The 23,715-nt window shown below is 33.3% G+C and carries 32 protein-coding genes; 12 read left to right on the top strand and 20 right to left on the bottom strand.

What is annotated here, in order from left to right:
• Positions 1-198: 198 nt before the first annotated feature.
• The gene (locus MR875_01710) at positions 199-1,668 is read left to right on the top strand and encodes a 2-isopropylmalate synthase (GenBank protein MCI6993570.1); all 1,470 of its coding nucleotides are present in this window, start codon (positions 199-201) and stop codon (positions 1,666-1,668) included.
• A gap of 5 nt (positions 1,669-1,673) precedes the next feature.
• The gene (locus tag MR875_01705) at positions 1,674-2,168 is read left to right on the top strand and encodes a KEOPS complex subunit Cgi121 (protein MCI6993569.1); all 495 of its coding nucleotides are present in this window, start codon (positions 1,674-1,676) and stop codon (positions 2,166-2,168) included.
• Here MR875_01705 and MR875_01700 read toward each other — a convergent pair.
• From MR875_01700 to MR875_01610, 19 genes are all read right to left on the bottom strand, one after another.
• Positions 2,152-3,105, bottom strand: a complete 954-nt coding sequence (locus tag MR875_01700) for a DegT/DnrJ/EryC1/StrS family aminotransferase (protein ID MCI6993568.1) — start codon at positions 3,103-3,105, stop codon at positions 2,152-2,154. The genes MR875_01705 and MR875_01700 overlap by 17 nt on opposite strands.
• A 2-nt stretch (positions 3,106-3,107) precedes the next feature.
• The gene (locus MR875_01695) at positions 3,108-4,280 is read right to left on the bottom strand and encodes a hypothetical protein (protein MCI6993567.1); all 1,173 of its coding nucleotides are present in this window, start codon (positions 4,278-4,280) and stop codon (positions 3,108-3,110) included.
• A gap of 52 nt (positions 4,281-4,332) precedes the next feature.
• Complete coding sequence (gene guaA, locus MR875_01690) at positions 4,333-5,259, bottom strand: glutamine-hydrolyzing GMP synthase (GenBank protein MCI6993566.1); 927 nt, start codon at positions 5,257-5,259, stop codon at positions 4,333-4,335.
• Positions 5,259-5,522: a hypothetical protein gene (locus tag MR875_01685; GenBank protein MCI6993565.1), complete on the bottom strand. Its 264-nt coding sequence runs from the start codon at positions 5,520-5,522 to the stop codon at positions 5,259-5,261. Before MR875_01685 ends, guaA begins: the two co-directional genes overlap by 1 nt.
• Complete coding sequence (locus tag MR875_01680) at positions 5,515-6,087, bottom strand: GMP synthase subunit A (protein MCI6993564.1); 573 nt, start codon at positions 6,085-6,087, stop codon at positions 5,515-5,517. Before MR875_01680 ends, MR875_01685 begins: the two co-directional genes overlap by 8 nt.
• A gap of 236 nt (positions 6,088-6,323) precedes the next feature.
• The gene (trxB, locus tag MR875_01675; GenBank protein ID MCI6993563.1) at positions 6,324-7,235 is read right to left on the bottom strand and encodes a thioredoxin-disulfide reductase; all 912 of its coding nucleotides are present in this window, start codon (positions 7,233-7,235) and stop codon (positions 6,324-6,326) included.
• Positions 7,236-7,548: 313 nt separating this feature from the next.
• Positions 7,549-8,085, bottom strand: a complete 537-nt coding sequence (locus MR875_01670; GenBank protein MCI6993562.1) for a hypothetical protein — start codon at positions 8,083-8,085, stop codon at positions 7,549-7,551.
• Between the two features lie 49 nt (positions 8,086-8,134).
• Positions 8,135-8,449, bottom strand: a complete 315-nt coding sequence (locus tag MR875_01665; protein ID MCI6993561.1) for a hypothetical protein — start codon at positions 8,447-8,449, stop codon at positions 8,135-8,137.
• 16 nt (positions 8,450-8,465) lie between these two features.
• Complete coding sequence (locus tag MR875_01660; protein MCI6993560.1) at positions 8,466-9,356, bottom strand: peptide transporter; 891 nt, start codon at positions 9,354-9,356, stop codon at positions 8,466-8,468.
• Positions 9,357-9,506: 150 nt separating this feature from the next.
• Positions 9,507-10,031 (bottom strand): hypothetical protein, encoded by a 525-nt coding sequence (locus MR875_01655; GenBank protein MCI6993559.1) that lies wholly within the window; start codon positions 10,029-10,031, stop codon positions 9,507-9,509.
• 48 nt (positions 10,032-10,079) lie between these two features.
• Positions 10,080-11,282 (bottom strand): hypothetical protein, encoded by a 1,203-nt coding sequence (locus MR875_01650; protein MCI6993558.1) that lies wholly within the window; start codon positions 11,280-11,282, stop codon positions 10,080-10,082.
• Positions 11,283-11,383: 101 nt separating this feature from the next.
• Positions 11,384-11,560 (bottom strand): MarR family transcriptional regulator, encoded by a 177-nt coding sequence (locus tag MR875_01645; protein MCI6993557.1) that lies wholly within the window; start codon positions 11,558-11,560, stop codon positions 11,384-11,386.
• 102 nt (positions 11,561-11,662) lie between these two features.
• Positions 11,663-11,941 carry a hypothetical protein gene (locus MR875_01640; GenBank protein ID MCI6993556.1) on the bottom strand — a complete coding sequence of 93 codons (279 nt, stop codon included), beginning with the start codon at positions 11,939-11,941 and terminating at the stop codon, positions 11,663-11,665.
• A gap of 9 nt (positions 11,942-11,950) precedes the next feature.
• Entirely contained in the window at positions 11,951-12,187 is a 237-nt protein-coding gene (locus MR875_01635; protein MCI6993555.1) for a hypothetical protein, read from the bottom strand.
• Positions 12,188-12,216: 29 nt separating this feature from the next.
• Positions 12,217-12,357, bottom strand: coding sequence for a hypothetical protein (locus MR875_01630; protein ID MCI6993554.1), 141 nt, complete (start codon positions 12,355-12,357; stop codon positions 12,217-12,219).
• A 31-nt stretch (positions 12,358-12,388) separates the two neighbouring features.
• Complete coding sequence (locus MR875_01625) at positions 12,389-12,571, bottom strand: hypothetical protein (GenBank protein ID MCI6993553.1); 183 nt, start codon at positions 12,569-12,571, stop codon at positions 12,389-12,391.
• Between the two features lie 261 nt (positions 12,572-12,832).
• A complete protein-coding gene (locus tag MR875_01620) occupies positions 12,833-13,030 on the bottom strand; it encodes a hypothetical protein (protein ID MCI6993552.1) in 198 nt (65 codons plus the stop codon).
• Positions 13,024-13,566, bottom strand: coding sequence for a hypothetical protein (locus MR875_01615; protein ID MCI6993551.1), 543 nt, complete (start codon positions 13,564-13,566; stop codon positions 13,024-13,026). Before MR875_01615 ends, MR875_01620 begins: the two co-directional genes overlap by 7 nt.
• The gene (locus tag MR875_01610; protein ID MCI6993550.1) at positions 13,559-13,765 is read right to left on the bottom strand and encodes a hypothetical protein; all 207 of its coding nucleotides are present in this window, start codon (positions 13,763-13,765) and stop codon (positions 13,559-13,561) included. Before MR875_01610 ends, MR875_01615 begins: the two co-directional genes overlap by 8 nt.
• A 201-nt stretch (positions 13,766-13,966) precedes the next feature.
• Here MR875_01610 and MR875_01605 point away from each other — a divergent pair, with 201 nt between their 5' ends.
• Positions 13,967-14,197 carry a hypothetical protein gene (locus tag MR875_01605; protein ID MCI6993549.1) on the top strand — a complete coding sequence of 77 codons (231 nt, stop codon included), beginning with the start codon at positions 13,967-13,969 and terminating at the stop codon, positions 14,195-14,197.
• Positions 14,198-14,247: 50 nt separating this feature from the next.
• Here MR875_01605 and MR875_01600 read toward each other — a convergent pair whose 3' ends face one another.
• Positions 14,248-15,537, bottom strand: coding sequence for a dicarboxylate/amino acid:cation symporter (locus tag MR875_01600; protein MCI6993548.1), 1,290 nt, complete (start codon positions 15,535-15,537; stop codon positions 14,248-14,250).
• A 366-nt stretch (positions 15,538-15,903) separates the two neighbouring features.
• Between MR875_01600 and MR875_01595 the strand changes: the two genes are divergently transcribed.
• From MR875_01595 to MR875_01555, 9 genes are all read left to right on the top strand, one after another.
• The gene (locus MR875_01595; protein MCI6993547.1) at positions 15,904-16,416 is read left to right on the top strand and encodes a pirin family protein; all 513 of its coding nucleotides are present in this window, start codon (positions 15,904-15,906) and stop codon (positions 16,414-16,416) included.
• 10 nt (positions 16,417-16,426) lie between these two features.
• The gene (locus MR875_01590) at positions 16,427-16,732 is read left to right on the top strand and encodes a hypothetical protein (protein ID MCI6993546.1); all 306 of its coding nucleotides are present in this window, start codon (positions 16,427-16,429) and stop codon (positions 16,730-16,732) included.
• A 9-nt stretch (positions 16,733-16,741) separates the two neighbouring features.
• The gene (locus MR875_01585) at positions 16,742-16,978 is read left to right on the top strand and encodes a (4Fe-4S)-binding protein (protein ID MCI6993545.1); all 237 of its coding nucleotides are present in this window, start codon (positions 16,742-16,744) and stop codon (positions 16,976-16,978) included.
• Positions 16,979-17,136: 158 nt separating this feature from the next.
• The gene (locus MR875_01580) at positions 17,137-17,337 is read left to right on the top strand and encodes a hypothetical protein (GenBank protein ID MCI6993544.1); all 201 of its coding nucleotides are present in this window, start codon (positions 17,137-17,139) and stop codon (positions 17,335-17,337) included.
• Positions 17,338-17,460: 123 nt separating this feature from the next.
• Positions 17,461-18,123, top strand: coding sequence for a hypothetical protein (locus MR875_01575; protein MCI6993543.1), 663 nt, complete (start codon positions 17,461-17,463; stop codon positions 18,121-18,123).
• Between the two features lie 38 nt (positions 18,124-18,161).
• On the top strand, positions 18,162-18,752 hold the full coding sequence (locus MR875_01570) for a hypothetical protein (GenBank protein ID MCI6993542.1): 591 nt from the start codon (positions 18,162-18,164) through the stop codon (positions 18,750-18,752).
• A 212-nt stretch (positions 18,753-18,964) separates the two neighbouring features.
• Complete coding sequence (locus tag MR875_01565; GenBank protein ID MCI6993541.1) at positions 18,965-21,934, top strand: type I restriction endonuclease subunit R; 2,970 nt, start codon at positions 18,965-18,967, stop codon at positions 21,932-21,934.
• A gap of 12 nt (positions 21,935-21,946) precedes the next feature.
• Positions 21,947-23,449, top strand: a complete 1,503-nt coding sequence (locus MR875_01560) for a type I restriction-modification system subunit M (GenBank protein ID MCI6993540.1) — start codon at positions 21,947-21,949, stop codon at positions 23,447-23,449.
• A 39-nt stretch (positions 23,450-23,488) separates the two neighbouring features.
• The coding region (locus MR875_01555; GenBank protein ID MCI6993539.1) for a hypothetical protein at positions 23,489-23,715 on the top strand (227 nt) is incomplete at its 3' end.

Here is a 23,715-nt window from a genome sequence, read left to right as displayed (position 1 = left end):
ATAGCATGGGGGTTATACCTGGTCTCGTTTCGATCCCAGTAGTGAAGTCCTTTTGTGTTTTGTTTGTGTACTATGGTTTTCTATGGGAATTTCATTTCGCTGCAAGCCTTCTATATTACAATTATTTACTTTACTTATTTTTAACAGATTTTTTTTATTATTGCTTAATACATCTATTGCATAATTTTGGTGATTTTTTTGAATATTAAGGTATTAGATACTACATTACGTGATGGTGAACAGACTCCGGGTGTTTCTTTAACTCCGTTAGAGAAATTAAGAATTGCAACAAAGCTTGATGAAATTGGTGTTGATTATATTGAAGCAGGTTCTGCAATTACTTCAGAAGGAGAAAGGGAATCCATTAAAAAAATTACTCAACAACGTTTTAATGCAGAAATTTTAAGTTTTTCCAGGCCATTAACAATTGATATTGACTATTGTTTAGACTGTGATGTTGATGGGGTTAACTTAGTTGTTCCAACTTCTGATTTACATATTTCTGCTAAATTAAATACCACTCGTGATAAATTAATTGATTTATCTAATACTGCAATTGATTACTGTAAAGATCATGGATTAGTTGTTGAATTATCTGCAGAAGATGCGTCAAGAACTGATATTGATTTTTTAAGGTCTGTTTTTTTGGATGGTATTGATCATGGTGCTGACAGAATTTGTGTCTGTGATACTGTAGGTATATTAACACCAGATTCTTCATTTGAACTGTTCAACAAATTAAATGATATTGATGTTCCAATTGCTACTCATTGCCATAATGATTTTGGCCTTGCTGTTGCAAATACTTTATCTGCCTTAAAAGGCGGTGCAACTGCATTCCATTCAACTATTAATGGTATTGGTGAGAGAGCAGGAAACACTTCTTTTGAGGAATGTGTTGTTAGTATTGACAGGTTGCTTCCGGACTTTTCAACAAATATAAAAATCAATGAAATTTATGATATTTCAAAACTGGTTGCAAGATCAACCGGTGTATATATTCAACCGAACAAGGCGATTGTTGGTGAAAATGCATTTGCTCATGAATCAGGCATACACTCAGATGGAATTATTAAGAATTCTGCAACTTATGAACCTATGACCCCTGAACTTGTTGGAAGAAAACGCAAGTTTGTTATAGGTAAGCATATGGGCACCCATGGACTTGACAACAGACTTAAGGAATTGGGTTTGAATGTTAATAAGACTCAGCTTCAACAGATATGCTGTGACATTAAGAATCTGGCTGATAAAGGTAAAACAGTTACTGATGTTGACCTTCAGGCAATTGCTGATAACGTTTTGGAAATAAATCATGAAGATAGAATTAAGCTTAATGAATTGACTATTGTTTCAGGAAATAATGTCATGCCTACTGCATCAGTTAAAATCACTTTTGATGATGATGAAATTTTAAATGCAGGTGTAGGTTTAGGTCCTGTGGATGCTGCAATCAATGCATTGAAATCATTGGATGTATTCAGTGATGTTGACTTGATTGAGTATCACGTAGATGCTATTACTGGTGGTACCGATGCATTTATTGATGTAATCATTAAATTGCAGAAAGGTGATAAGGTTGTATCCGCTCGCGGTACAGAACCGGATATTATCAATGCTAGTGTGAAAGCATATATTGCTGGTGTCAACAGACTATTGCGCGGTTAGGTGTTATGATGTACATGGAAAATATTCAAATATTAGGTTTTAAAGGATCAATCAATTCTATTGGAGAAACACTTGATTTAATTGATGAAATTAAGGAAGATGGTGAAATTATCCAGCTTCTTAATGCGGATTCAATAGTTTCAAAAAACCATATAATCCACGGTGTAAATCAGGCACTTCTTGCTTTTGAGAGGGGCGAAAATCTTGCTAAGGATTTGAGTGTTGAGATTGCACTTAGGTGTTCCGCCCAAAGACAGATTTCAAAGGCATTCAAAATATTGGGTTTAAAAGAAGGGCAAATGAATCTATGTGCCATTTTAATCAACAGCAAAGATCACACTTCCGAATTATCTGAAATCTTCAATTTGGATGACGGTGTTTTTGAATGTTATGATGAAAATATAATTAAAATTTATAAAATAAGTTCTCAAGAGTTGGAAAACATGTCTCTTGAGGAAATTGTCATTGATAGAATTACAAAGCTCACAGTAGATTATTAATTTCTATCTCTTCAATTATTTTATCCAAATACTCTTTTTCAAGGCAGCTGTAGTCAAGGTTTTTGATTTCAATTGCAATTGCCTTCTGTTTTATTCTATTGTAGTTTGGACATGTTGTGATGAACCCGCTTTTGTCTGTGGTAAGTGTCTTTTTCAAGTTCCAAGCAATTGACTTAGCATCATCATGTTGTATAATTACATTAATGCCTCTTTTATCAGCATGTAATACATTTGGAATGTATTTTTTTAAGTAGTTTGTTGCATTTACTGTAAGATCTAATTTTTCTGAAACATTATCAAGTTCACTATCTATACCACTACATACAATTTCCGATGTTTTGCTTAATTTCTGTGGCATTGATGTTTTTTTGAAAATTTCAGAATTGTCTGTTGCAATAAAACCGCCCTGACCAACATTGATAATCTTGGGTGATCCTGTTGATGCCAATATTATGTCTGAATATTTGCCAAGTCTGTTTTCACTATCTCCGATTCCTGCAGAGGCGTCCTCTATTGTTATAATATTTTTGTCTTTGCAGCATTCAGCAATTGCTTTTGTGTCCTGCTCTGCACAGTATCCTGCAAAGCTTGTGTAAATCAATGCTGAGTTTTCTTTGATGTCCAATTCATCCAAATATTCAGTGTTTATAAGTCCCAAATCAGTCTTTAATGTAATCACGTTCTTGTTCAGGAATTTTGCAATCTGTTTAAATCCATGCCATCCCCCTTGGTCTGGAACTATGATATCTCCATTTACTGACGCAAGTGCTATGAAAATACTGTTGTTTCCGCTTGTAGTGATTTTAACTTCATCTTTTCCGGTTAATTTTCTTATTTTTTCAATGCAACTCTCTTCAAAGTTGGTACTGGAATTTCCCAATGCAACTTCAGACATTATTTTTCTTGTTTTTTCAGAGGGGGTTTTAAATTTAAACATAATTATCCACTTTTAAAGTACATGTCAAGGGTAGTCTGCTTTGTGTGAAGCATTTCATTCATCAATGTTCCCTGTTTCACATATCTGCTTATTGGTATTCTAAGCTTTGTTCCGGCATATTCAAGGCATTTTTCCAGGGTTTCAAATTCCAAATAAGGTCTCTGCATTGCCTCTTTGATGTTTTCTCTTACATTGAAAACACCTAAAGGCACGTATCCGTCATATGCCTCTCTTAGAATTAATAGTCCTGACTGCTTTTTGATTTGCATTAAGTAATCTAAAACTGCCATTTTAGCAGTGTAATAGCATCCTCCAACAATTGAATACTCTTTTTTACCTCCATTGGTTTCATAGTCAGAGAAAATTAACTCTTCATTCTTCATAAGTTTGATGAATGCCTCATACCATTCGTATTGCCATTCTGTAGGAGTTAAAATGATTACATAGTAATTGTTCAGTGCACCAAACTCAAAGACTCTGTAGGTATCGAGCCTTTCAAATTTTCTAACCTCTTTCAAGAACTGGTCTGCAAGTGTTGAATCGCATGCTGTAATTGACCATCTTGTCGGTACGAGCCTTCTCTTGTTTTTGGTTCCTATTGCTCCAACTGAAAATGCCTTCTGCATAGCTGTAAAAGGAACCTCCTTATTGTGCAGGTTGACAATAGCTTCTGTTGACTTCAGGTCTGTGTCATAGAATGTCTTTTCAAGCTGCCTGTCCCATTTGACTGCATCTATATCAAACTTTTCAATGACAGCACTCGGGCCGTGTGGCATGCTGTCCTCGGTAAGCATTGATCCGGTTGGTCTTCTTCCGAAAGTTGCCTCACTGTCTATTGATTTTGATGCAAGAGAGATGTCCTGAAGCTTTTCAATGAAAGGGTTTTCCAAATCATCAATCTTGATTAACTGTTTTCCCCTTACAAGGTTCATCCTGTAGTTGATGATTTCATCCTGTGTCTTGTTCTGACCAATCCACTCTTCAGGAGTGTCCATGATTGATGTGTCTCCCATCTGGGAACTCATCATAGGTCCTGCATAGACTTTGGGATATGACCATCTTCCGATAAACACTGATGGGGGTGTGGTTCCTTCAAGATTTTTCCCAACCTTGACAGATTTCATTTGGATTTGTTCTGTCAGTTTGGCAAGGTAAGCATTTTTAGTGGTTTTCATTTTATCTGGTTTAAAAAAAGTAAAAAAGAAAAATACTATTGGGTAATAGTATTTAACAGAATTCGATGGTTGCAGGTGGTTTGTCACTTACGGATAAAGCGACATGGGTAACTTCAGAGATTTCTGAGGTAATTCTTTTTGAAATGGTTTGAACAACATTCCAAGGAAGTTCAGCAACAGATGCAGTCATAGCGTCAATTGAGTTTACAACTCTTACTACAACCAAGTATCCGAAGTCTCTTTGGTCTCCTTTAACACCGGTAACTTTGGTGTTGGTCAATACAGCAAAGTATTGCCATACATCTTTGTCGATTCCTGCAGCTTCAATTTCATCACAAACGATTTTGTTTGCTTTTCTACATACTTCAACGTTTTCACGGGTGAGTTCACCAACAACACGTACACCAAGACCTGGTCCTGGGAAAGGTTGTCTGTATACAGTAGTGGCAGGTAAGTCTAATTCGTCACCGATTTCCCTTACTTCGTCTTTGTACAAGTCACGGATCGGTTCGCATAATTCGAGTTCCATTCCGCTTGGAAGTGCCAAGTTGTGGTGAGATTTGATTTCACCTTTGGTTTCAATCCAGTCGGGTGCAATGGTTCCTTGAACTAAGAATTTAGCACCAGATTTGATTGCTTCTCTTTCAAATACGTCAATGAATACTTTTCCGATGATTTTTCTTTTTTCTTCAGGATCTTCAACGCCAGCAAGAGCATCCATAAATTCATCAGATGCATCAACAAACTTGAAGTTTAATCTGTCTTTGAAAGTGTTGGTTACTTGTTCAACTTCTCCTTCTCTTAAAAGACCGTGGTCAACAAAAACAGCAGTTAAGTTGTCACCGATTGCTTCCTGTACGAGAACAGAACATACTGAACTGTCTACTCCACCGGACAATGCAATGATCGCTTTTTTGTCACCAATTTGATCTTTGATTTTTTGAATGGATTCTTCGATAAATTCTTTTGGGCTTAACATTATAATTCCTCGTCTTCCTCTTCTTCGTAATCTTCAATTAACTGTTTAATAATTGCTTCAAGGCCATTGTCATTTCCTGATTCAATAGCTTCAAAGATTTCATCAAATTTAACGTATTTTTCTAATTTCACGGATTTTTGACCAATACCTGAAATTCTAAAACCGTATTCTTCATCTCCAATAGGGATGTTGATGAATTGTTTTTTTAATCCTGTTTTGAATTCGTTTGCTTTATCTCTTAAATCATCAGCATTATCAATCATTTTCGCACCTATCTTTACAGATTTTATAAAAATTATTAAAAATTACTTCTCCTTTTGGAGTGTGATGTACTTCAGGGTGGAACTGTATTCCATATACATCTTTATCTTTATGTTTAAATGATTCAACATCGCATAAGTTGGAACTAGCCAAGACTTCGAATTCTTCAGGAACTGTTTTAACTTCATCCTTGTGGGATGACCAAACATCGATTTCAGGAGCTAGACCTTCAAATAAGTTTTCATCATTTTTAATGTCTATTTTAACTTGAGCATAACTTTCAGTTTCAGAAGTGCTTACTTCTCCACCATATGCTTTAGCAATTAACTGATGGCCAAGACAGATTCCGAGTATTGGAATGTCAAAGTGTTTGATGTACTCTTCACTTAAACCTGCACCTTCAATTGATGGTCCTCCACCTAAAATTAATCCGATAGGATTTTCAGCTTCAATTTCCTCAATGGATAATTCGTTTGAAACTAGTTTAGCTGGAATTTTTAAGTATTGTAAACTTCTAGCGATTCTGTGATTATATTGGCCTTTGTTATTAATTACTAAAATTGTCATCTTATGCTCCATTAAAATATAATGATATTATTTTTAGTTTTTTTATTTATTATAGTTTATTGAAAAATTTATATATTAAATAAAATAAATCAATCTTATATGGAACTTAAAGATTTAATATTCGTTATTGCTGCAATTTTAATAGCAGTAGTTTTACTTAAAATATTCTTTTGGCTGTTGCCGGTACTTGTAGTGTTATTAATAGCATTTTTTATCTACATTTATTTGCAAGAACATTACTGAATATCTTCAAATGCGGAAGTTGCAGCGACTGCACCTTCCCCACAAGCTACAACCCACTGTTTTAAGCCAACACAGACATCACCAACGGCATATACATAGTCAATGTTAGTTTTTTGAGCTTTGTCAGTTATGATATGTCCTGATTCATCCAGTTTCACGTTTAGCTGATATGCCAAATCAGTATGCGGCATGTATCCTACGCTTACGAACACTCCATTAGTTGGAAGTTCACTCAATTTTCCTGTTTTTGTGTCTTTTAATACAACAGACTCCACAAGCATGTTTCCTTTTATCTCTTCAACGGTTGCGTTCATTATTGTTTTTATTTCATTTTCTTTTATTTTGTCCTGTAAGTGCTTTTGAGCCCTGAATTCATCCCTTCTGTGAATAAGGGTAACGTTTGCTCCAAGGTTTTTGAGGTATAATGCTTCCTGAAGTGCACTGTTTCCTCCACCCACCATTACAATGTCACGTCCGGCAAAGAAAAATCCGTCGCAGGTAGCGCAGTAGCTAACTCCTTTTCCTCTAAATTCTTCTTCTCCTTTTGCACCTAACTGTCTGTGTGAGCTTCCGGTTGCAAGAATTATTGTTTTGGATTGGTATGTTTCCTTGCTGGTCTTAACTGTGAATCTGTATTCACCATCTTCCTTTGTGATTTCCTCAACGCATTCCATTTCCTTTAACTCACAGTTCTTTATGGCCTGTTCCTTCATCTTTTCTACAAGTTCAAGACCTGAAATCATGTCATATCCTGGATAGTTTTCCATTGCAGGAACCTCACGGCCCAGGCCTCCTGCCATGTCCTTGTCCAAAATTAAATTTCTAGTTCCCTGACGGCCTGCATAAATTCCAGCGGTCAATCCGCCAGGTCCGGCTCCGATAATAATAATATCATATTGATTCATGTTAAAAACCTCTAATTGTATATTAAGTCAAATGATAATTAAAATTATGTATAGGATTTATTGCATTAATCTTCATGAACTTCTAGTGGATTGCTAAAACAGATGGAATGCTTGTTTTTATTAAACACTTTCTATTAAACCAAATGGGTTTATACTGAAAACGGCGCTCAAGCTATTTATAGATGTTATCAACAAACAGAAAAAGATTTTATTGTACCAATTGAAAGTTTTTCTAAAGATATTAAATAAATATTTTTTATATTAATATCTAAAGGAGGTAAATTATCATAAGAATAATCAACTATCTTATTAATTAGTGTAAACCTTTTAATCTTTTTTCTTTTGCTTTTTTTAAGACTTCTTCTGCGGATTGATTTTCATGAGCTCCTTCACGCAGCAGCATCAATAGTTTGTGATAATCATGAGCCAGTAAATCGTAGCGGGATATCCATTCACTCAATTCCATGCTCCTTACCCAATCAGTTACTTTAGATTCACTCCCGAACATTATTTTTGCAACATGGAAATATTCATTTTCAATAATCTTGTTTTCACATTTTCCCAAATATATTGCATAAGTTTTACCCGGAAGATATTCAATGTCTGATGCCTTTGAACATTCTTTTGGAGTATCTTTATCATCTGCAACGTAACCTATCAGCATATCATCCAAATAAACTACCAGATTAGGTACAAATTCTCCTCCCCAATCTTTTTTCTCTATTTTAAGTACATCCCCTTTTTTGAAAAATTCTTTTGGAGAATCCATTAATTCTGTATCAAAAGCCATTAGATTTTCTTTACCTATTTTCTCTAATGTTGCACTTCCCAAATTTGAACTGCATTCCATAATATCTACCTTAAATCACCATATCCTTTAACGAGAACAATTGAATAAATTAAATATTGTCTGTTTCATTTCTTATTTCTTCTAATCTTTTGTGCAGGTTGGAGCATGTTCCGTCTTCTCTACATTTATCTTGCATGTATGTATCACCGGCATGACGGTCTGACCTTTTAATGAAAGTGAGTATTGTCACTATTTCCGGAAAAGTTAATTTTTCTTTTGATAACTCTAGAAAATCTCTTTTACTATATTTATTTTCTATTTCACGTAAATTTTTCATGTAATTAAAATCGATAACCATTGATTTACAATTATGGCATATTAATTCCCCTTCTTTTAATGTTTCATCACAAAAATGACATTTCATAAAATCACCATATTTTTTATTTGACTATTCTCCCAATATGGAATTGTATATCTGCATATCTATCCAAATATAATAAATAGCTTCCTTGAGCAATATCTTCAATTTTATCTTGCAGTTCAGATGCTGATGAGGTTAATTCATATTTTGTATAATCTTTATTTGCTACATAACCTATCTTTTCATTTTTAGCATATACTGCAATTGCATCCTTATCAAATTCATTATCCGGTTCCTTAACAAGTTTTAACGGCATGCCTGAAGTAAGAGTTATATTATTTCTATAAAACTTCCTTCCTGTTATTGTAAACAGTTCAAATTTATCATATCCTTTCAAAGTTTCAAGATTGCGTTGGAATTTATTTTCATAATCTATATAAAAATTAATACTGTCTCTCATTCTAAGATATTTATTGATATCTTCCTCACTATCTCCAGGAAGAGCATTCATTGCCTTTATGATTTTATTTTCTGCTTCTTTCAGTTTATTTAATCCGTTTGGTAATTCTTTTGACTCTTCAAGTAATTGATGTGACCAACTCAACAGCATTCTGGCCTTGTTTTCATAAACCAACTTCTGTGGAGATAATTCGAGTGATTTGTTATAGCATTTTTCAGATTCGGCATATCTTTTCATGCCTTCAAGAATAATTGCTTTTCTGTTCCAGTTGTTTGCATGTCTGTCATTTAAATCTAATGCTAAGTTAATATAGTGAAGTGCTTCTTCCTCTTGGAACTCCATATAATGATTCCAAGCTTTTTTTGAGTATTCATTTATCTTGCGAGTTGTTAAATCAACTTCAATACCCTTGTGATGCTCTTTCTCATCATCGTGACCGTGACCCCAGTTCTGGGCATCCATCCAACCGTCTCCCCAATCTACTGGATCTCCTATATGCCATTCATTCATAAAAATCCCTTATTGTTTTAGTATTAATCATTATTAATGTTAAATATCTTATTTACTTTCTAATATCGATAAGTTATTAAATCAGTTACATGGATCCATTCATCAACCAGATTCCACAATTCTGACAGAATCCCATAATATCTCATCCAATTATCTCAACTTATACAATTTTCTTTCTTTGACTATTTCAACTATTTCTTCTGCAGATCTATTATTTTCAGCATATTCATATATCAAGTTTAACAATTTAACATAATCCCTTGCCTGCAAATCGAAACGGGATATCCATCCGCCTATTTCATAGTTTTCAGAATGTATTTCTTTTGGTTCATTTTTAGATATTATTTGAGCTATGTGATATTTGTGGAAGTTGTTGTCAGTATATGTGCCCAGATATCTGGCATATGTTTCACCAGGAACATATTCAATATCGGATGCATTTGAGCATATGTCTGCCACAGTAAATTTATCATCTGCAACAATCCCAATTACATCATCACATAAGTAGACCGCAAAGGATGGCAAAAATTCTTCTCCCCAATCTTTTTCTTCTATTTTAAAAACTGTTCCTTCATCAAATTCCTTTGGAGAATTAAAATTGTCCGTATCAATAGTAATTAAATCTTTTTTGAATTCTTGTAATTTTTTTAATATGTTTACATCATATTCTATCAAATTTATCACCCTGAGAAATAACTCAAAATCGAATAATAATATTTATTCTTAATTGTCTTTCCTTTCCAGTTCATCCAATCTTTTCTGATAGCATTCCAATAATTTTATAGCATTAAATGTATATTTTTTATTGAAATGGCCAATGCAATATTTAAGATGTTTAATCTCTTTTTTATATTCATTAATATCTTTGCTAGGATAGCTTCTTTTGCTTTTACGTTTTTCCAGTAGTTTTTCAAGGCGGAAAATTTCTTCAAATGCCTTATCTGATTTTTTCTGATAATGACCTAAATGCAAACGCAGATGACTGAGTTCAAAAACTTCTTTATGGCTTTGAATTTTAAGTTTCAGATATCCTGGATTTCTTTCCCTTAATTCCTTATCTTTTCTTTCTTTCTCTTCACGTTCAATCCGTTTATTATTAAGTTCTTCAAATTTTTTTTTGATTTCTTCTCTTTCTTTATCTTTTTCAGTTAATCCTCTTTTTTTATTCAGACGTTCTTTTCGCTCCAGTGAATCTCTTCTGAAACGTTCCTGCGTTTCAAAGTCCATATTGCAGATTCTGTCAACCATATCATATTTTTTGTTGGCTTCATCATTGTTCGGTTCGCAATACAGAACTGCTTTGTAACATTTTCTTGCTGCAAAATAATTGCATTCCTCTTTATATTTATCTCCAAGTTCCATTTTCTCTTTAACATACTTATCAACTTGGAATTTAGCCAGTTTCCGGTAGCTTTCTGCAATATCTGATTGTCCTGAAGCTTCATATGCATTGGCCAGAGCAACGTTTAATCTTGAAATCTTTACTTGAGATTTTGAAGATCTGTTTTCTATTATGTTTAATTCCCGCCTATATGAAACAATTGCTTCTTCATATCTTCCCATGCGATATGCCAAATTGGCATGCCCTTCAAAGACATCCGGGATATTACTGAAGCGAATGCATAAATCCTTCCAATATGTTAATGCATAATTCTGATTTCCCAATGCTTCATATTCTTTTGCTATTAAAATCATGACAAAACTATTGTCAATACCATTTCTTGCTTTTTCATAATAATCTATCGCTTCTGAATGATTGCCTCTGCGAGAACATTCCTCTGCTTTTCTAAGATAATGTTGGTATTCACTATCATTATATGAACTGCTAATTTTCTTGTCATCATCATCTTGTCCATGACCCCAGTTCTGAGCATCCATCCAGCCATCTCCCCAGTCTACAGGATCGCCAATATGCCATTCATCCATAGTAATCACGTTTATATTGTTATGATTTGTATGTATAATATTATATAACCACAACTTAATAATATCTATGTTTTTAATATAAAAAAAGAATAATAAAAAAATTAATCGAGAATTATATTTTTAGATACTGCTTCGCCTTTATCTGTTTGGCGATATAATCTACCTTTTCTAACTTCTGGATTAATACATTCAACCAAGTCATGTTCTTTTAATTGCCTTAATGTATTCGAAATATGATTCTGAACAATCCCAGTGTCTTTAGCTATTTGAGAAGGCATTTTTGCATATTAGATAATGATTTTAATACTTTACTCCTATATTGGGACTTTTCAATATACTCAATTGTTGCTTTCATTAGTATCTGCTCCTTCATATATATTTTAGATTAATTTGTAAATAAAATTTCTTGCATCAATTATTACTCCAATATCATAACCTTGTTTGAGAGTTTCAAGAAATTCTGATGCTGTTTTGTAGTTAATGTTTTCAATGTCACTGATTCCATTTATTATGCATTCACATGATAATTTCATTTCATCAACAATAACATCACGTAAGCCATTTTTAAGACTGATTTCGTCATTATTAATGATATTGAGTATGTCATAGGTTTTTGAAACGTTTTCATAATGTTTTTTAACCTCAACATTCCAGCTCATTCAAATCACCTATTCAATCCTCACCAATTTAATAATATCAGACAATTGCTTTGTTTCATAAACATTCATTGATTTAACTAATTTTATAATTGACTCTTTACCAAATTTGTTAATCAAATCCCATTCAAACTCATCTAAATCATAATTAAATCCGTCATGATATTGCCAATGGTAAAATTCATCATTTTTATCAATGAAAAAAGAAACCCTCATCTCGTTTCTGATAATAAAATTAAATCCGTACATCTCAATCACCTAAAAAATAGATATTGTGATTATTTAAAATCACAAATGCAAGTAGTACATTTTTTGTAGTATTTATCAGATAACATCAATTTAATCCAATCGACTAAATCTTCTTCACTTCTTGCAGCATGCTGGAAGATTTCATAATGGCCGCATTTCATTTTCATCATGTAAATGCTGTTAAAAGCAAAGGTTGCGTATTTAGGGTCTTCTTTTTCCGATTTTTTCGTGAAGTTCTCTGCATTGTTCCCATTTAGCGACCATTTCAGCGTTAGGTGCTTCAGCAATTAATTCATCATAATTTGGAATGTATCCAAATTCATTTTTGTTTTCTTCAGTCATTTTTACATATTGAATTTCCATATCTTTTGTATTTAAAATCATGTTCGGCAACTCCTTTAATTTTACTTTTGAGACTCATTCGTTCTATGTTTAATAGATTGAACGACATAACATATAAATATGTTCATTAAAATAGCTGCAATATCTTAAAAATAAAAAATGAGCAGTTTTGTTAGTCTGCTCATAAAACAAGTAATTAAAAGTTCTTTATTTATCTTCGCGAAATATTTTTTCAATACCTGCAAATATTATTATTCCAAAATAAGAGGACAATACTACAATTAGCACATAAGTAAACATACGCTATCCTCTCAAACCACTTATTATTGCATTTATAACTAAAAATATTACAATGGTAGCACACCACCATAATAAACCAGTTAAACCAACATAGGAAGATATTGCTCCAGCTACTACAGCAACTGCAATTATTCTAATTAATATTATGAAGAGTACAAATGCAAAATACCCAATTATTCCATAAGTCTCCAAATCTAACATAATACAATTCCTCTCATTTCACAAAGAATTCCTTCAACTTTACTTTGATCCCAATTGTTTTTTCTCAATTGCTGCACCATAAATTTGGCTTCAGATTCTTGTTTAAATCTGCAAAATATTACTCTTTTACCATTAATTTTCTTTTTAACTACATAGCTACCATTTGCGCAAGTGTAGTTTTTAGGTTTGATTTTATTTTCTTCAATAATATGAGATATTTGGGTTAAATCCCAATTGACCTCTTTACATAATGAAACTATCATTTGTGCAGTTTTTTCATCAGCAAATCTTCCAACTAAAATTGTTTTGCGGCCGAATTGTTTTTTTACTATAAATTCACCATTTTTATTTTTGGTGTAGAATTTTGCACCTGTGGCATTCATATGACGAGGAGTACTAATATCTCCATTATCTAATGCTTTCCTTCTTAAATTTGAATATTGTCTGCTATTTAATCCATTTAATCTTTTTATGTCTTCTCCAGTGATTTCAGGATTATTGTAACTATTTACAAATTCTTCATATATACTAATCATATTTATCAGCTCTTTTTTTCAATATTTTTAATATATTATTTTCTTTCCTTCTTAATTCACGAATAATTAGTTTTGTGTCAGTTATCTCTTGAGATATGACATTATAATTTAATCCAACTTGCACATGTTCCGGTTTTAGTATATATTCACCTCTTGCGTTGAGTTTTGGTACTCTTGTTAATCTTCCACATATGAGCAATATTTCAGTTATCTTTGTTGGCGAATGTCGGACAATATTTTAAAGTAGTCTTGTTTTCTTTGATTTAGACTCTCTAATATATTCAACTCATAAGATATTTGGCGACATAATTGCTCGAGTTTTTGATTTGATGGCACCCACAAGTCACACTGTGATTTGTTTTTACAGAGATGATGGTTTGGGTAGCAATCGCATTTTATCATGGTTAAAAAGATATTCAAATCAATACATGTCTATGATAATAATGGTTTGAGATTCTGCGAATTCAAATATTCTGATAGTGGTGTGGGATTGCCTGATGATTTTGATTTGGATAATGTCACATCTTTAGGATGGATTATCATCAAATCACTGATTGGTCAATTGGATGGTGAATTTGAACTGTTCAATGACAATGGTTTTAATCTGGTTATGAAATTCCCAATCAATTAATTATTTTTTTTAAAAAAAAGTATAATGCATCCTGATGGATGCATTTGTGTTTAAAATTCAATTCCCGGTGTATGGGCTTCTTTTTCACCGTTATAGACATCAGCATCAACTGAATCGTTTTTGAATGCAACGATAATAGTACAGATTGCATCTCCAGTAATGTTTACAGCTGTTCTGAACATGTCTAACAAGTGATCGATACCGAAAATCATACCGATTGCTTCTACTGGTAATCCAATTGAATTGAATACCATTGTAAGTGTAATAAGTCCTACTGAAGGAACTCCTGCGGTTCCGATGGATGCCATTACTGCGGTAAAGATTACTGTAATAAGTGCAGTAAGTCCTAAATCCATACCATAAGCCTGTGCTGCAAACATAACTGCACAACCTTGCATAATAGCAGTACCATCCATGTTGATTGTAGCTCCGAGAGGGATTGTAAATGAGGAGACTTCTGATTCAACACCCATTTCGGATAGTTTTTCCAAGTTTAAAGGGATTGTTGCATTGGATGTTGAGGATGAAAATGCAAAAAGCATAACTGATGCAAACTTCTTGAAGAACCTGACAGGATTGAATCTTGTAAAGAATACAAGTAATGACGGATAAACAATGAAAGCCTGTATTGCAAGACCTATAAGTACACATAATACATATTTTCCTATTGGCAGTATACCATCAAATCCAAGGCCTGCAAATGTCCTTGCCATAAGACAGAATACACCGATTGGTGCGACTTTCATAACAAGGGAAGTCAACTCCATCATGATGTGATTTCCTTGCTCAAAGAATTCATTGACCAATTTAACTTCATCCCTTAATTTAGCCAAGATGATTCCTATTAATAATCCGAAAATGATTACCTGGAGCATGTATCCGTTTGCAAGTGAGTTCAATGGATTTTCAGGAATCATATTTAAGATTGTATCGGTCATTGTCTGATTCAATGTTGCATTGACTGCTTGACCTGACATGCTCATGTTCATGCCAGCACCAGGCTGGATGAGTGTACCGATTGCAAGAGCAATTGTAACTGCAACTGCAGTGGTAATCAAATAAATGACGATTGTACGACCGCCGATTGTACCGATTTTTCTGATATCTGAAATTGAAGCCGCTCCAACAACAATGGAACAGAAAACAAGTGGTACAACAAGCATTTTCATTAATCTGATAAACCCGTTACCACCTAAATAGAATATATTATCAATTAAAATAGTGTCCTTGATAAATGGATTTGTTACAAAGAAGTTTAGGAACAATCCAACGAATATACCTAAAACCATTCCAATTAAAATCCAGTTACTGAGACTGATTTTTCTTAGTTTACTTAACATTTTTTCCCTATACTTTTTTATTACTTTATAATTATTGATTTTATATTTATAAAATGTTTTGTTTATTTTAAATTTTCAAGGGTATTGTTTAATAAAAATTTAAATAATGGATTATACTTTATTAATTTTAAAATTAGTGTTATTTTATTCATTTATGTTCTAATTGGAATAGTTTATTTGAGTAATTGTTATTTTTTAATGATATTTTTTAATTATAAATGAACAAATTTATTGATAATTTATTTTGGAAGTGTAATAATAAGTTTATTTTTTTGGATTAAGTGATTATCTGGTGCTTGTTTCAATAGTATCTATTTATATTATGAATTTTAGATAGTTCCATATTCATATATTGGATGTGATGATATGTTAAGAAAAGTAACACATCAAATTAAAGGTCAAAAGGATGTCGGTGCATCCGGAATACATTTCATACGTGCTTTGGATGAAGAAACAACCAAGATATTTGATCCGTTCTTGAGATTGGATGTTTTTGACAGTTCAAATCTTGATGAATACATTTCTGGTTTTCCAACTCGTCCTCACAGAGGTCTTGAAACAATAACTTTTGTAAGCAAAGGTCAAATGCGCCATGGAGACCATCTTGATACTGGTGCTACAATCTATAACGGTGAAGCCCAATGGCTTACCGCAGGATCCGGTGCCAAGCATGAGGAATATCCTGGAGGAGAATCTCTTCTTGCAACACAGCTCTGGCTCAACATGCCTGCAAAGGATAAAATGACTGAACCTCCAGCATACCACAGCATAACAAATGATGAAATCATGGAATTTCCGTTTGATGGAGGAGTTTTACGTTTAGTAACTGGTGAATATGAAGGAGTAGAAGCATGGCAGGGCAAAATACTGTCCTGTTGATTTCTATGACATTCACACGGATGCAAATTCAAGTGTTACAGTTCCTGTTAAAGACGGGTGGTCTGCATTTGCATTTCCATTGGCCGGCGATGCAATCATAAGCGGAACCGAAACAGAGGAACAGACTGCTTCAAAGCTGGATGATGAGGGAGATTACATAACAATCGAAACAAAGGATAATAATGCAGAAGTATTGGTATACAGCTCAAAAAGGCTTGATGAACCTATAGCATGGAGGGGACTCATTGTAATGAACACCGAAGAGGAACTTGATCAGGCTTTTGAAGATTTAAAGAATGGAAATTTTATTAAATAGGTGAAAAACATGTCAAAACAAGAGGAACTTGAGAAAAAAGGATACAAAACATATTCAAATGAAGAAATAAATGTTTTCTGGAATCCTGAATTGTGCCAACATGCTGGAGAATGCATAAGAGGAAACAGTAAAGTCTTTGATGCTTCAAGAAGGCCTTGGGTCGACATTTCCGCAGCACCATCAAAGGAAATTGCAGAAATCATCGACAGATGTCCGTCAGGAGCATTACTGTATGAACTCAAATAATATTGAAATAAAGTTTGAAGCCAAAAACAATCAGAGCGTTGCATATGATGGTAATAATGCCATAGGCAGGTGCAAATTCGCAAGGCTAAATGGACAGTGGGTAATCACCCTGACCGATGTTGAAAACATTTTTCATTGTCGGACTGGGTCAGGTCTACTTGGGACTGACTAAGAAAGGAATTCTCCTATTCTTCGGTGCAATCGTTTCAGGAGTCTTAATGCTGATTTTAATCGGATGGATTACATGGCTTCTTGTATGGGGTTATGCAATATATGATGCATACAAATTCGCAGAAAAAATGAACATGGGAATTGCCGTTGAAGATAATATAGATATTCATAACTTATTTTGGTGGTAAACCTAAGATGTTTACTGCTTTCTTTTTTTTAAAAATATTAAAATATAACTTGTGTGTAACATTATATTAACTGGTCTTATTTGAGGTGTTAATATAGACAATAATAAAATCATAATATTACTTTTGGGAATAATTGTAGCTATTCTCTTAGTGGGATTGGCTATTGTGGTATCTGATTCAATCAAGGAAAACTCAGCAATTGAAATCAAAAGCAATGAAATTACACAGGGAAGCAACTTCAAATTTCAGCTTACAGGTCCAATGGACTCACAAAACGTTGAAATTATACTTAAGGATGAAAACAATAATGAAACTTATTTTACAGTAAAAACAGATTCAAATGGAAATGGAAAACTGAAAATAGATGAATCTGGCAAATATGAAGTGACAGTTAAATATTCCGGCAATTCCGATTTCAAGGGATGTGAAGTTTCAGATGAAGTGACTGTAAAAGCCACAACAAGCGAAGTATCTGAAGACTTTGGAGGAAGTGAAATCCACACAATAACAATGACTCCAAAATTCGATGAATATACATCAAAAACAGTCGGAGAATACACAGTCACAGCAATGAAATGGAGCGGAACAACCGTTGGGGGACTGGACATTACATTATCCAAAAACGGTCAAATGATGGACAAGAATTCCTACCTCTCAAGAGGTCACGTTTTAATGGATGGACAGTGGAAATGGACCAACTGGGCTCACGGTGAAGAGGATGGAACACATCATAGGTATCCAGTAAGCAGTGATGTTGTTGTAGATGAAATAGAAGTTCAATTTTAGAAGGGGAAAATATTGAAGATAAAAATATTATCATAATTTTGGTTGCAGTCATAATTATTCTTGCAGTAGCTGTTGGAGTAATGTATTTTCAATCAATGAATGTATCAGAGCAAAGCATTGTAAAAATCACAAGTGATAATGCTCTTTATGAAGGAAATGATTTGTCAGTTGAATTGTCTGATTTAAACAAAACTCCAATTTCCGATGCTGATATAGATATTGTCATTAAAGATAAAGATGGTGATATTGTCGTTAATGGAATGGTTAAAACTGATTCAAAAGGCAAAGCTAAATTGAATCTTGATTTGAGTAAAGGCAAATATGATGTTGAGGCCATATTTAATGGAAACGATAATTTCACTTTAAGCAATGCAACTCAGAAATTGACAATTGAAGAAGTAAAAACAGAAACTGTTTCATCAAATGATTATCCTGAATATAGTGCTGATCTGGGATATTACAGATCAACAGGGATTACTGATGGTGAATTTGCTGTTGTTGAATTGGCAAGTGGCCGTCAGGTGGTAATTGCCGGTGATGGGTACTATGAGTATAATGGTAAGGACGCACAGGGATATATCATAACTGGTACTTTCCTGGGTCATGGTGGTCAATCAATAGCAGGGTAGGTGCATTAGTGCCTACTATTTTTTCTTTTTTTGTAAATTAAGTTATTTTTCATACATTTTTATTTTCATTGTTTTTAGTAAAACTTAATAGCATATTTTTTCATAAATATAATTAATATAAAGTTGTGTTTATTTGATTATATTGTATTTTAGGGGTTGATTTTATTTCAATTTATAATGAAGATGTATATGAAGATTCCATCCTTAATCTGCTGCAGGATTTAGGTTATACTTATTATAGTGGTTATGATGTTGAAAGGGATTATAAAAATCCATTATTTGTCAATGATTTGGATAATCTGTATTCAATTAATCGAGATTCAAGCAGAATAGCTATTGAAAATGCTATTAAAAAGGTACAGGACTTTGGAATTGCAAGTGTCGCTGAAAAAAATGAAAGATTCAATAATTATCTGCAGAATGGAATATCTGTAAATTATTGGGAAGACAATCAGGAAAAATCCACATTAATCAAATTGGTTGATTGGGAAAATTTGGAAAATAATAGATTTACAGTTATCAATCAATGGACTGTTGTTGAAAAGGAAACCAAACGTCCGGATATTATAGTATTTCTCAACGGATTTCCAGTTGTTGTAATGGAGCTAAAATCTCCTTCAAGAGAAGATGCAGATGTATCTGAAGCATATAATCAACTACAAAAATACAAGCAGGTCATTCCATCACTTTTTACTTACAATTCTTTTTGTGTTATGAGTGATATGGCAATTACAAAGGCAGGAACAATCACTTCATCAGAAGACCGTTTTATGGAATGGAAAACAACTGATGGAAGCTATGAATCAACTCAATTTGCAGATTTCACAACATTTTTTGAAGGAATATTCGAAAAAAACAGATTCCTTGATATATTAAAAAACTTCATTACTTTTTCAAACGATTCAACTAAAAAGATTAAGATTTTAGGAGCATATCACCAATATTTTGCTGTTAATAAGGCAGTAGAATCAACTCTAAAAGCTATTAACAGTGACCACAAGGCAGGTGTGTTCTGGCACACTCAGGGAAGTGGAAAAAGCTTATCCATGGTGTTTTATGTAAACAAGCTTCAAGAAAGACTTGAAAGTCCAACATTTGTGGTCATCACTGACCGTAATGACTTGGATGATCAACTGTTTACACAATTCAGCAAATGTAGTGATTTCTTAAGACAGACTCCGCAGCAAGCAACAAGCATGAAAAATCTAAAGGAATTGCTCAATGACAGAAAAGCCAATGGAATATTCTTTTCAACAATGCAAAAGTTTGATGAATATGATGAATCATTAACTGAGAGAAATGATGTAATTGTAATATCTGATGAAGCACATCGTAGTCAATATGGGCTTGAAGAGAAAGTAGATCCAAAAACAGGTGAAATAAAAATTGGTGCTGCACGTAGAATACGCAATGCACTTCCGAATGCAACATATATTGGATTTACCGGAACACCAATCTCAAGGTCAGACAAATCAACAAGAGAAGTGTTCGGTAACTACATTGATATTTATGATATGACACAGTCTGTAGAAGATGGTGCAACAGTACCAATCAGCTATGAAAGCCGTATTGCAGATATTAAATTGGATGAAACTATTTTGGATGAAATTGATAAAAAATACTGGGAATTAAGAGAGCAAGCTGAGGAATATAACATTGAGAGAAGCAAAAGAGAACTCAGTAGGATGGAGGCATTGCTTGGAGCACCAGAAATCATTGATGACATATGTACTGATATTGTAAATCACTATGAAAACAATCGTGCAATGGAATTAACCGGTAAGGCGATGATAGTTGCATATTCAAGACCAATTGCAATAAAAATGTATAAAAAAATATTGGAACTTCGTCCGAATTGGGATGAAAAAGTAAAAGTGGTAATGAGTGGTTCCAATAAAGACCCGGAAGACTGGCATGAAATCATTGGAGACAAATCATATAAAAAAGGACTTGAAAAGAAATTCAAAGATGATGACGACCCAATGAAAATAGCTATTGTAGTTGACATGTGGCTTACAGGATTTGACGTGCCCTCACTTGCAACAATGTATGTCTATAAACCAATGAAAGGACACAACTTGATGCAGGCAATTGCTCGTGTTAATAGAGTATTCAAAGATAAAGAAGGTGGACTTGTAGTTGACTACATTGGTATTGCATCAGAACTTAAAAAAGCAATGAGTGAATATACGGATAGGGACAATAAAAACTATGGTGATATGGATGTGGATAATATTGCTTATCCAAACTTCCAGGAAAAATTAGAAGTCTGTAGAGATTTATTCCACAAATTTGATTATTCAAAATTCTTTGGAGAAAGTAACTTGGAGAGATCAAAAGTTATTTCTGGTGGAGTAAACTTTATGGAAGCTTTAATTAATGAAGATAAGAAAAATTCATTCCTAAAAGAAGCATTACTTCTCAAGAAATGGTTGTCATTATGTAGAAGCAGGGCAAGTGAAAAAGAAAGATTTGAAGCAGCATTCTTTGAAGCGGTTCGTACAACTCTTGTTAAAATTTCTTCTGATAAGAAACTGTCTATTCATGAAATCAATGCACAAATCACCAAACTTCTTAATCAATCCATCAAAAGTACTGGTGTTATCAACATTATCAATGTAAGTGATGAAGTTTCATTGTTCGACCCGGAATTTTTAGATAAAGTACGTTCAATGGAATCATCAAATTTAACAATTTCTCTTTTGGAAAAACTCCTCAACGACCAAGTAAAAGGATATAAAAGAAAAAATATCATAAAATCTGAGGAATTCTCAGACCTTTTAAAACAAACCATGAACAGCTATGTCAATAGCCATATTACAAATGATGAGGTTATTGAAGAGTTAATTAAAATTGCAAAGCTTTTGCGTGAAGCACATAAAGAGGGTGAAAAATTAGGTTTAACTGAAGAGGAATTGGCATTTTACAATGCAATTGCACTTCCTGAAAACATACATGACTTTTATACAGATGAAACTTTAATTAAAATTACACAGGAATTAACTGAATCTTTAAGAAGAAATAGGACAATAGACTGGCAGAAAAAGGAATCTGCAAGAGCAAACATGAGAAGAACTGTAAAACGTTTGCTTAAAAAGTATGATTATCCTCCAGAAGAAATGAAATCAGCTTTAGAAAAAGTTATTGCACAATGTGAATTATGGGCGGATGTTACAATATGATGGTGATTGATGATGGCAAAGGAAAATATTAGTGAAATTGGATTTGAAAAACAGATATGGGATGCAGCAGATGAACTAAGAGGTTCAATGGATGCAGCTGAATACAAACATGTGGTATTGGGATTAATCTTTTTAAAATACTTATCAGATAAATTTGAAGATAGATATCAGGAACTTGTTGAAGAAGGAGCAGGATTTGAAGAGGATATTGATGAATATACTTCAGAAAACATATTCTTCGTACCGCCAGAAGCACGTTGGAGTGAAATAGCTAAGAATGCAAACAAGGAAGAAAACGGTTTGACAATCGACAATGCAATGAAAGCAATTGAAGATTCCAATAAATCACTTAAAGGAATATTACCTAAAAACTTCTCAAGACCAGAACTAGACAAAAAGAAACTCGGTGCTGTTATTGATATATTCACAAATGTACAAATGTCTGATAAAGGTGATAAAAAAGATATTTTAGGACGTACCTATGAATATTGTCTTTCAATGTTTGCAGAAACTGAAGGTAAAAAAGCAGGGGAGTTTTATACTCCTGCATGTGTAGTAAAAACATTGGTTTCAATATTAAAACCATATGATGGAAGAGTATACGACCCATGCTGCGGATCTGGGGGAATGTTTGTACAATCCAAAAATTTCATTGAAAATCATAGTGGAAACATTAAAAAGATTTCAATTTATGGTCAGGAATCAAATCCCACCACATGGAAAATGGCAAAAATGAACTTAGCTATTCGTGGACTTGAAGCAGACCTTGGAGAGCACCAGGAAGACACATTTCTAAATGATTTGCATCCTACCTTAAAAGCTGATTTTGTAATGGCAAATCCACCATTCAACCTCAAAAAATGGGGACAAGAACAATTACAGGATGATGTAAGGTGGAAATATGGTATTCCACCAAAAGGAAATGCAAACTTCGCATGGATGCAACATATGATACATCACTTATCACCAAAAGGAAAAATAGGTTTGGTATTAGCTAATGGGTCATTATCATCAACTACTTCCGGTGAAGGTAAAATCAGACAAGCAATTGTTGAAGATGATCTAGTAGAATGTATTGTTGCACTTCCTACTCAACTGTTTTATACAACAGGAATTCCAGTTTGTCTTTGGTTCTTGAACCGTGATAAAAAACAAAAAGGAAAAACTTTGTTTATTGATGCACGTGAAATTGGAACAATGGTTTCAAGGAAACTACGTGAATTAACAGATGAAGATATTGAATTAATTGCAGAAACATTCACTAAATTCGAAGAAGGAACCCTTGAAGATGAAAAAGGATTCTGCAAAGTAAGTGATTTAGAAGAAATCAAGAAACATGATTTCATATTAACACCTGGTCGTTATGTTGGATTTAAACCAGAAGAAGATGATGGAATTCCATTTGAAGAAAAAATGAAAACATTAACAACTGAATTGGATGCGTTATTTAAGGAATCCAATGAACTTGAAGGTAAAATTCGTCAAAGTTTAAAGGAGATTGGTTTTGAATTCTAGATTTGAATTTAGAATTTTTTATTAAAAGGAGTGATAAATTTGAGTTTAGATTTTCATGAATATGAATTGGGGGACTTATGTAATATTTCATCAAGTAAACGAATTTTTGCTCGAGAATATGTGGATGAAGGAATTCCGTTTTACAGAGGAAAAGAAATCATTGAATTATTTATTAATCGTGATGTTTCTAATGAGTTATTTATAACAAGAGAGAAATATGAATCCATTAAAGAAAATTATGGTGTTCCAGAAGAAGGAGATATTTT

This window comes from Methanobrevibacter sp. (assembly GCA_022775905.1).
Classification (GTDB): domain Archaea; phylum Methanobacteriota; class Methanobacteria; order Methanobacteriales; family Methanobacteriaceae; genus Methanocatella.
This window is presented reverse-complemented; position numbering and strand designations above follow the sequence as displayed.

Bases quoted from the DNA above. Each gene is read 5' to 3' on its own strand.
- MR875_01630 (MCI6993554.1), bottom strand. From the start codon at position 12,357: ATGATGAAAATGAAATGCGGCCATTATGAAATCTTCCAGCATGCTGCA.
- MR875_01635 (MCI6993555.1), bottom strand. From the start codon at position 12,187: ATGTACGGATTTAATTTTATTATCAGAAACGAGATGAGGGTTTCTTTT.
- MR875_01705 (MCI6993569.1), top strand. From the start codon at position 1,674: ATGATGTACATGGAAAATATTCAAATATTAGGTTTTAAAGGATCAATC.
- trxB (MCI6993563.1), bottom strand. From the start codon at position 7,235: ATGAATCAATATGATATTATTATTATCGGAGCCGGACCTGGCGGATTG.
- MR875_01625 (MCI6993553.1), bottom strand. From the start codon at position 12,571: ATGATTTTAAATACAAAAGATATGGAAATTCAATATGTAAAAATGACT.
- MR875_01700 (MCI6993568.1), bottom strand. From the start codon at position 3,105: ATGTTTAAATTTAAAACCCCCTCTGAAAAAACAAGAAAAATAATGTCT.
- MR875_01615 (MCI6993551.1), bottom strand. From the start codon at position 13,566: ATGATTAGTATATATGAAGAATTTGTAAATAGTTACAATAATCCTGAA.
- MR875_01585 (MCI6993545.1), top strand. From the start codon at position 16,742: ATGTCAAAACAAGAGGAACTTGAGAAAAAAGGATACAAAACATATTCA.
- MR875_01685 (MCI6993565.1), bottom strand. From the start codon at position 5,522: ATGATTGATAATGCTGATGATTTAAGAGATAAAGCAAACGAATTCAAA.
- MR875_01665 (MCI6993561.1), bottom strand. From the start codon at position 8,449: ATGAAATGTCATTTTTGTGATGAAACATTAAAAGAAGGGGAATTAATA.
- MR875_01640 (MCI6993556.1), bottom strand. From the start codon at position 11,941: ATGAGCTGGAATGTTGAGGTTAAAAAACATTATGAAAACGTTTCAAAA.
- MR875_01695 (MCI6993567.1), bottom strand. From the start codon at position 4,280: ATGAAAACCACTAAAAATGCTTACCTTGCCAAACTGACAGAACAAATC.
- MR875_01560 (MCI6993540.1), top strand. From the start codon at position 21,947: ATGGCAAAGGAAAATATTAGTGAAATTGGATTTGAAAAACAGATATGG.
- MR875_01680 (MCI6993564.1), bottom strand. From the start codon at position 6,087: ATGACAATTTTAGTAATTAATAACAAAGGCCAATATAATCACAGAATC.
- MR875_01645 (MCI6993557.1), bottom strand. From the start codon at position 11,560: ATGCCTTCTCAAATAGCTAAAGACACTGGGATTGTTCAGAATCATATT.
- MR875_01670 (MCI6993562.1), bottom strand. From the start codon at position 8,085: ATGGAATGCAGTTCAAATTTGGGAAGTGCAACATTAGAGAAAATAGGT.
- MR875_01605 (MCI6993549.1), top strand. From the start codon at position 13,967: ATGGTTAAAAAGATATTCAAATCAATACATGTCTATGATAATAATGGT.
- MR875_01660 (MCI6993560.1), bottom strand. From the start codon at position 9,356: ATGAATGAATGGCATATAGGAGATCCAGTAGATTGGGGAGACGGTTGG.
- MR875_01650 (MCI6993558.1), bottom strand. From the start codon at position 11,282: ATGGATGAATGGCATATTGGCGATCCTGTAGACTGGGGAGATGGCTGG.
- MR875_01595 (MCI6993547.1), top strand. From the start codon at position 15,904: ATGTTAAGAAAAGTAACACATCAAATTAAAGGTCAAAAGGATGTCGGT.
- guaA (MCI6993566.1), bottom strand. From the start codon at position 5,259: ATGTTAAGCCCAAAAGAATTTATCGAAGAATCCATTCAAAAAATCAAA.
- MR875_01600 (MCI6993548.1), bottom strand. From the start codon at position 15,537: ATGTTAAGTAAACTAAGAAAAATCAGTCTCAGTAACTGGATTTTAATT.
- MR875_01620 (MCI6993552.1), bottom strand. From the start codon at position 13,030: ATGTTAGATTTGGAGACTTATGGAATAATTGGGTATTTTGCATTTGTA.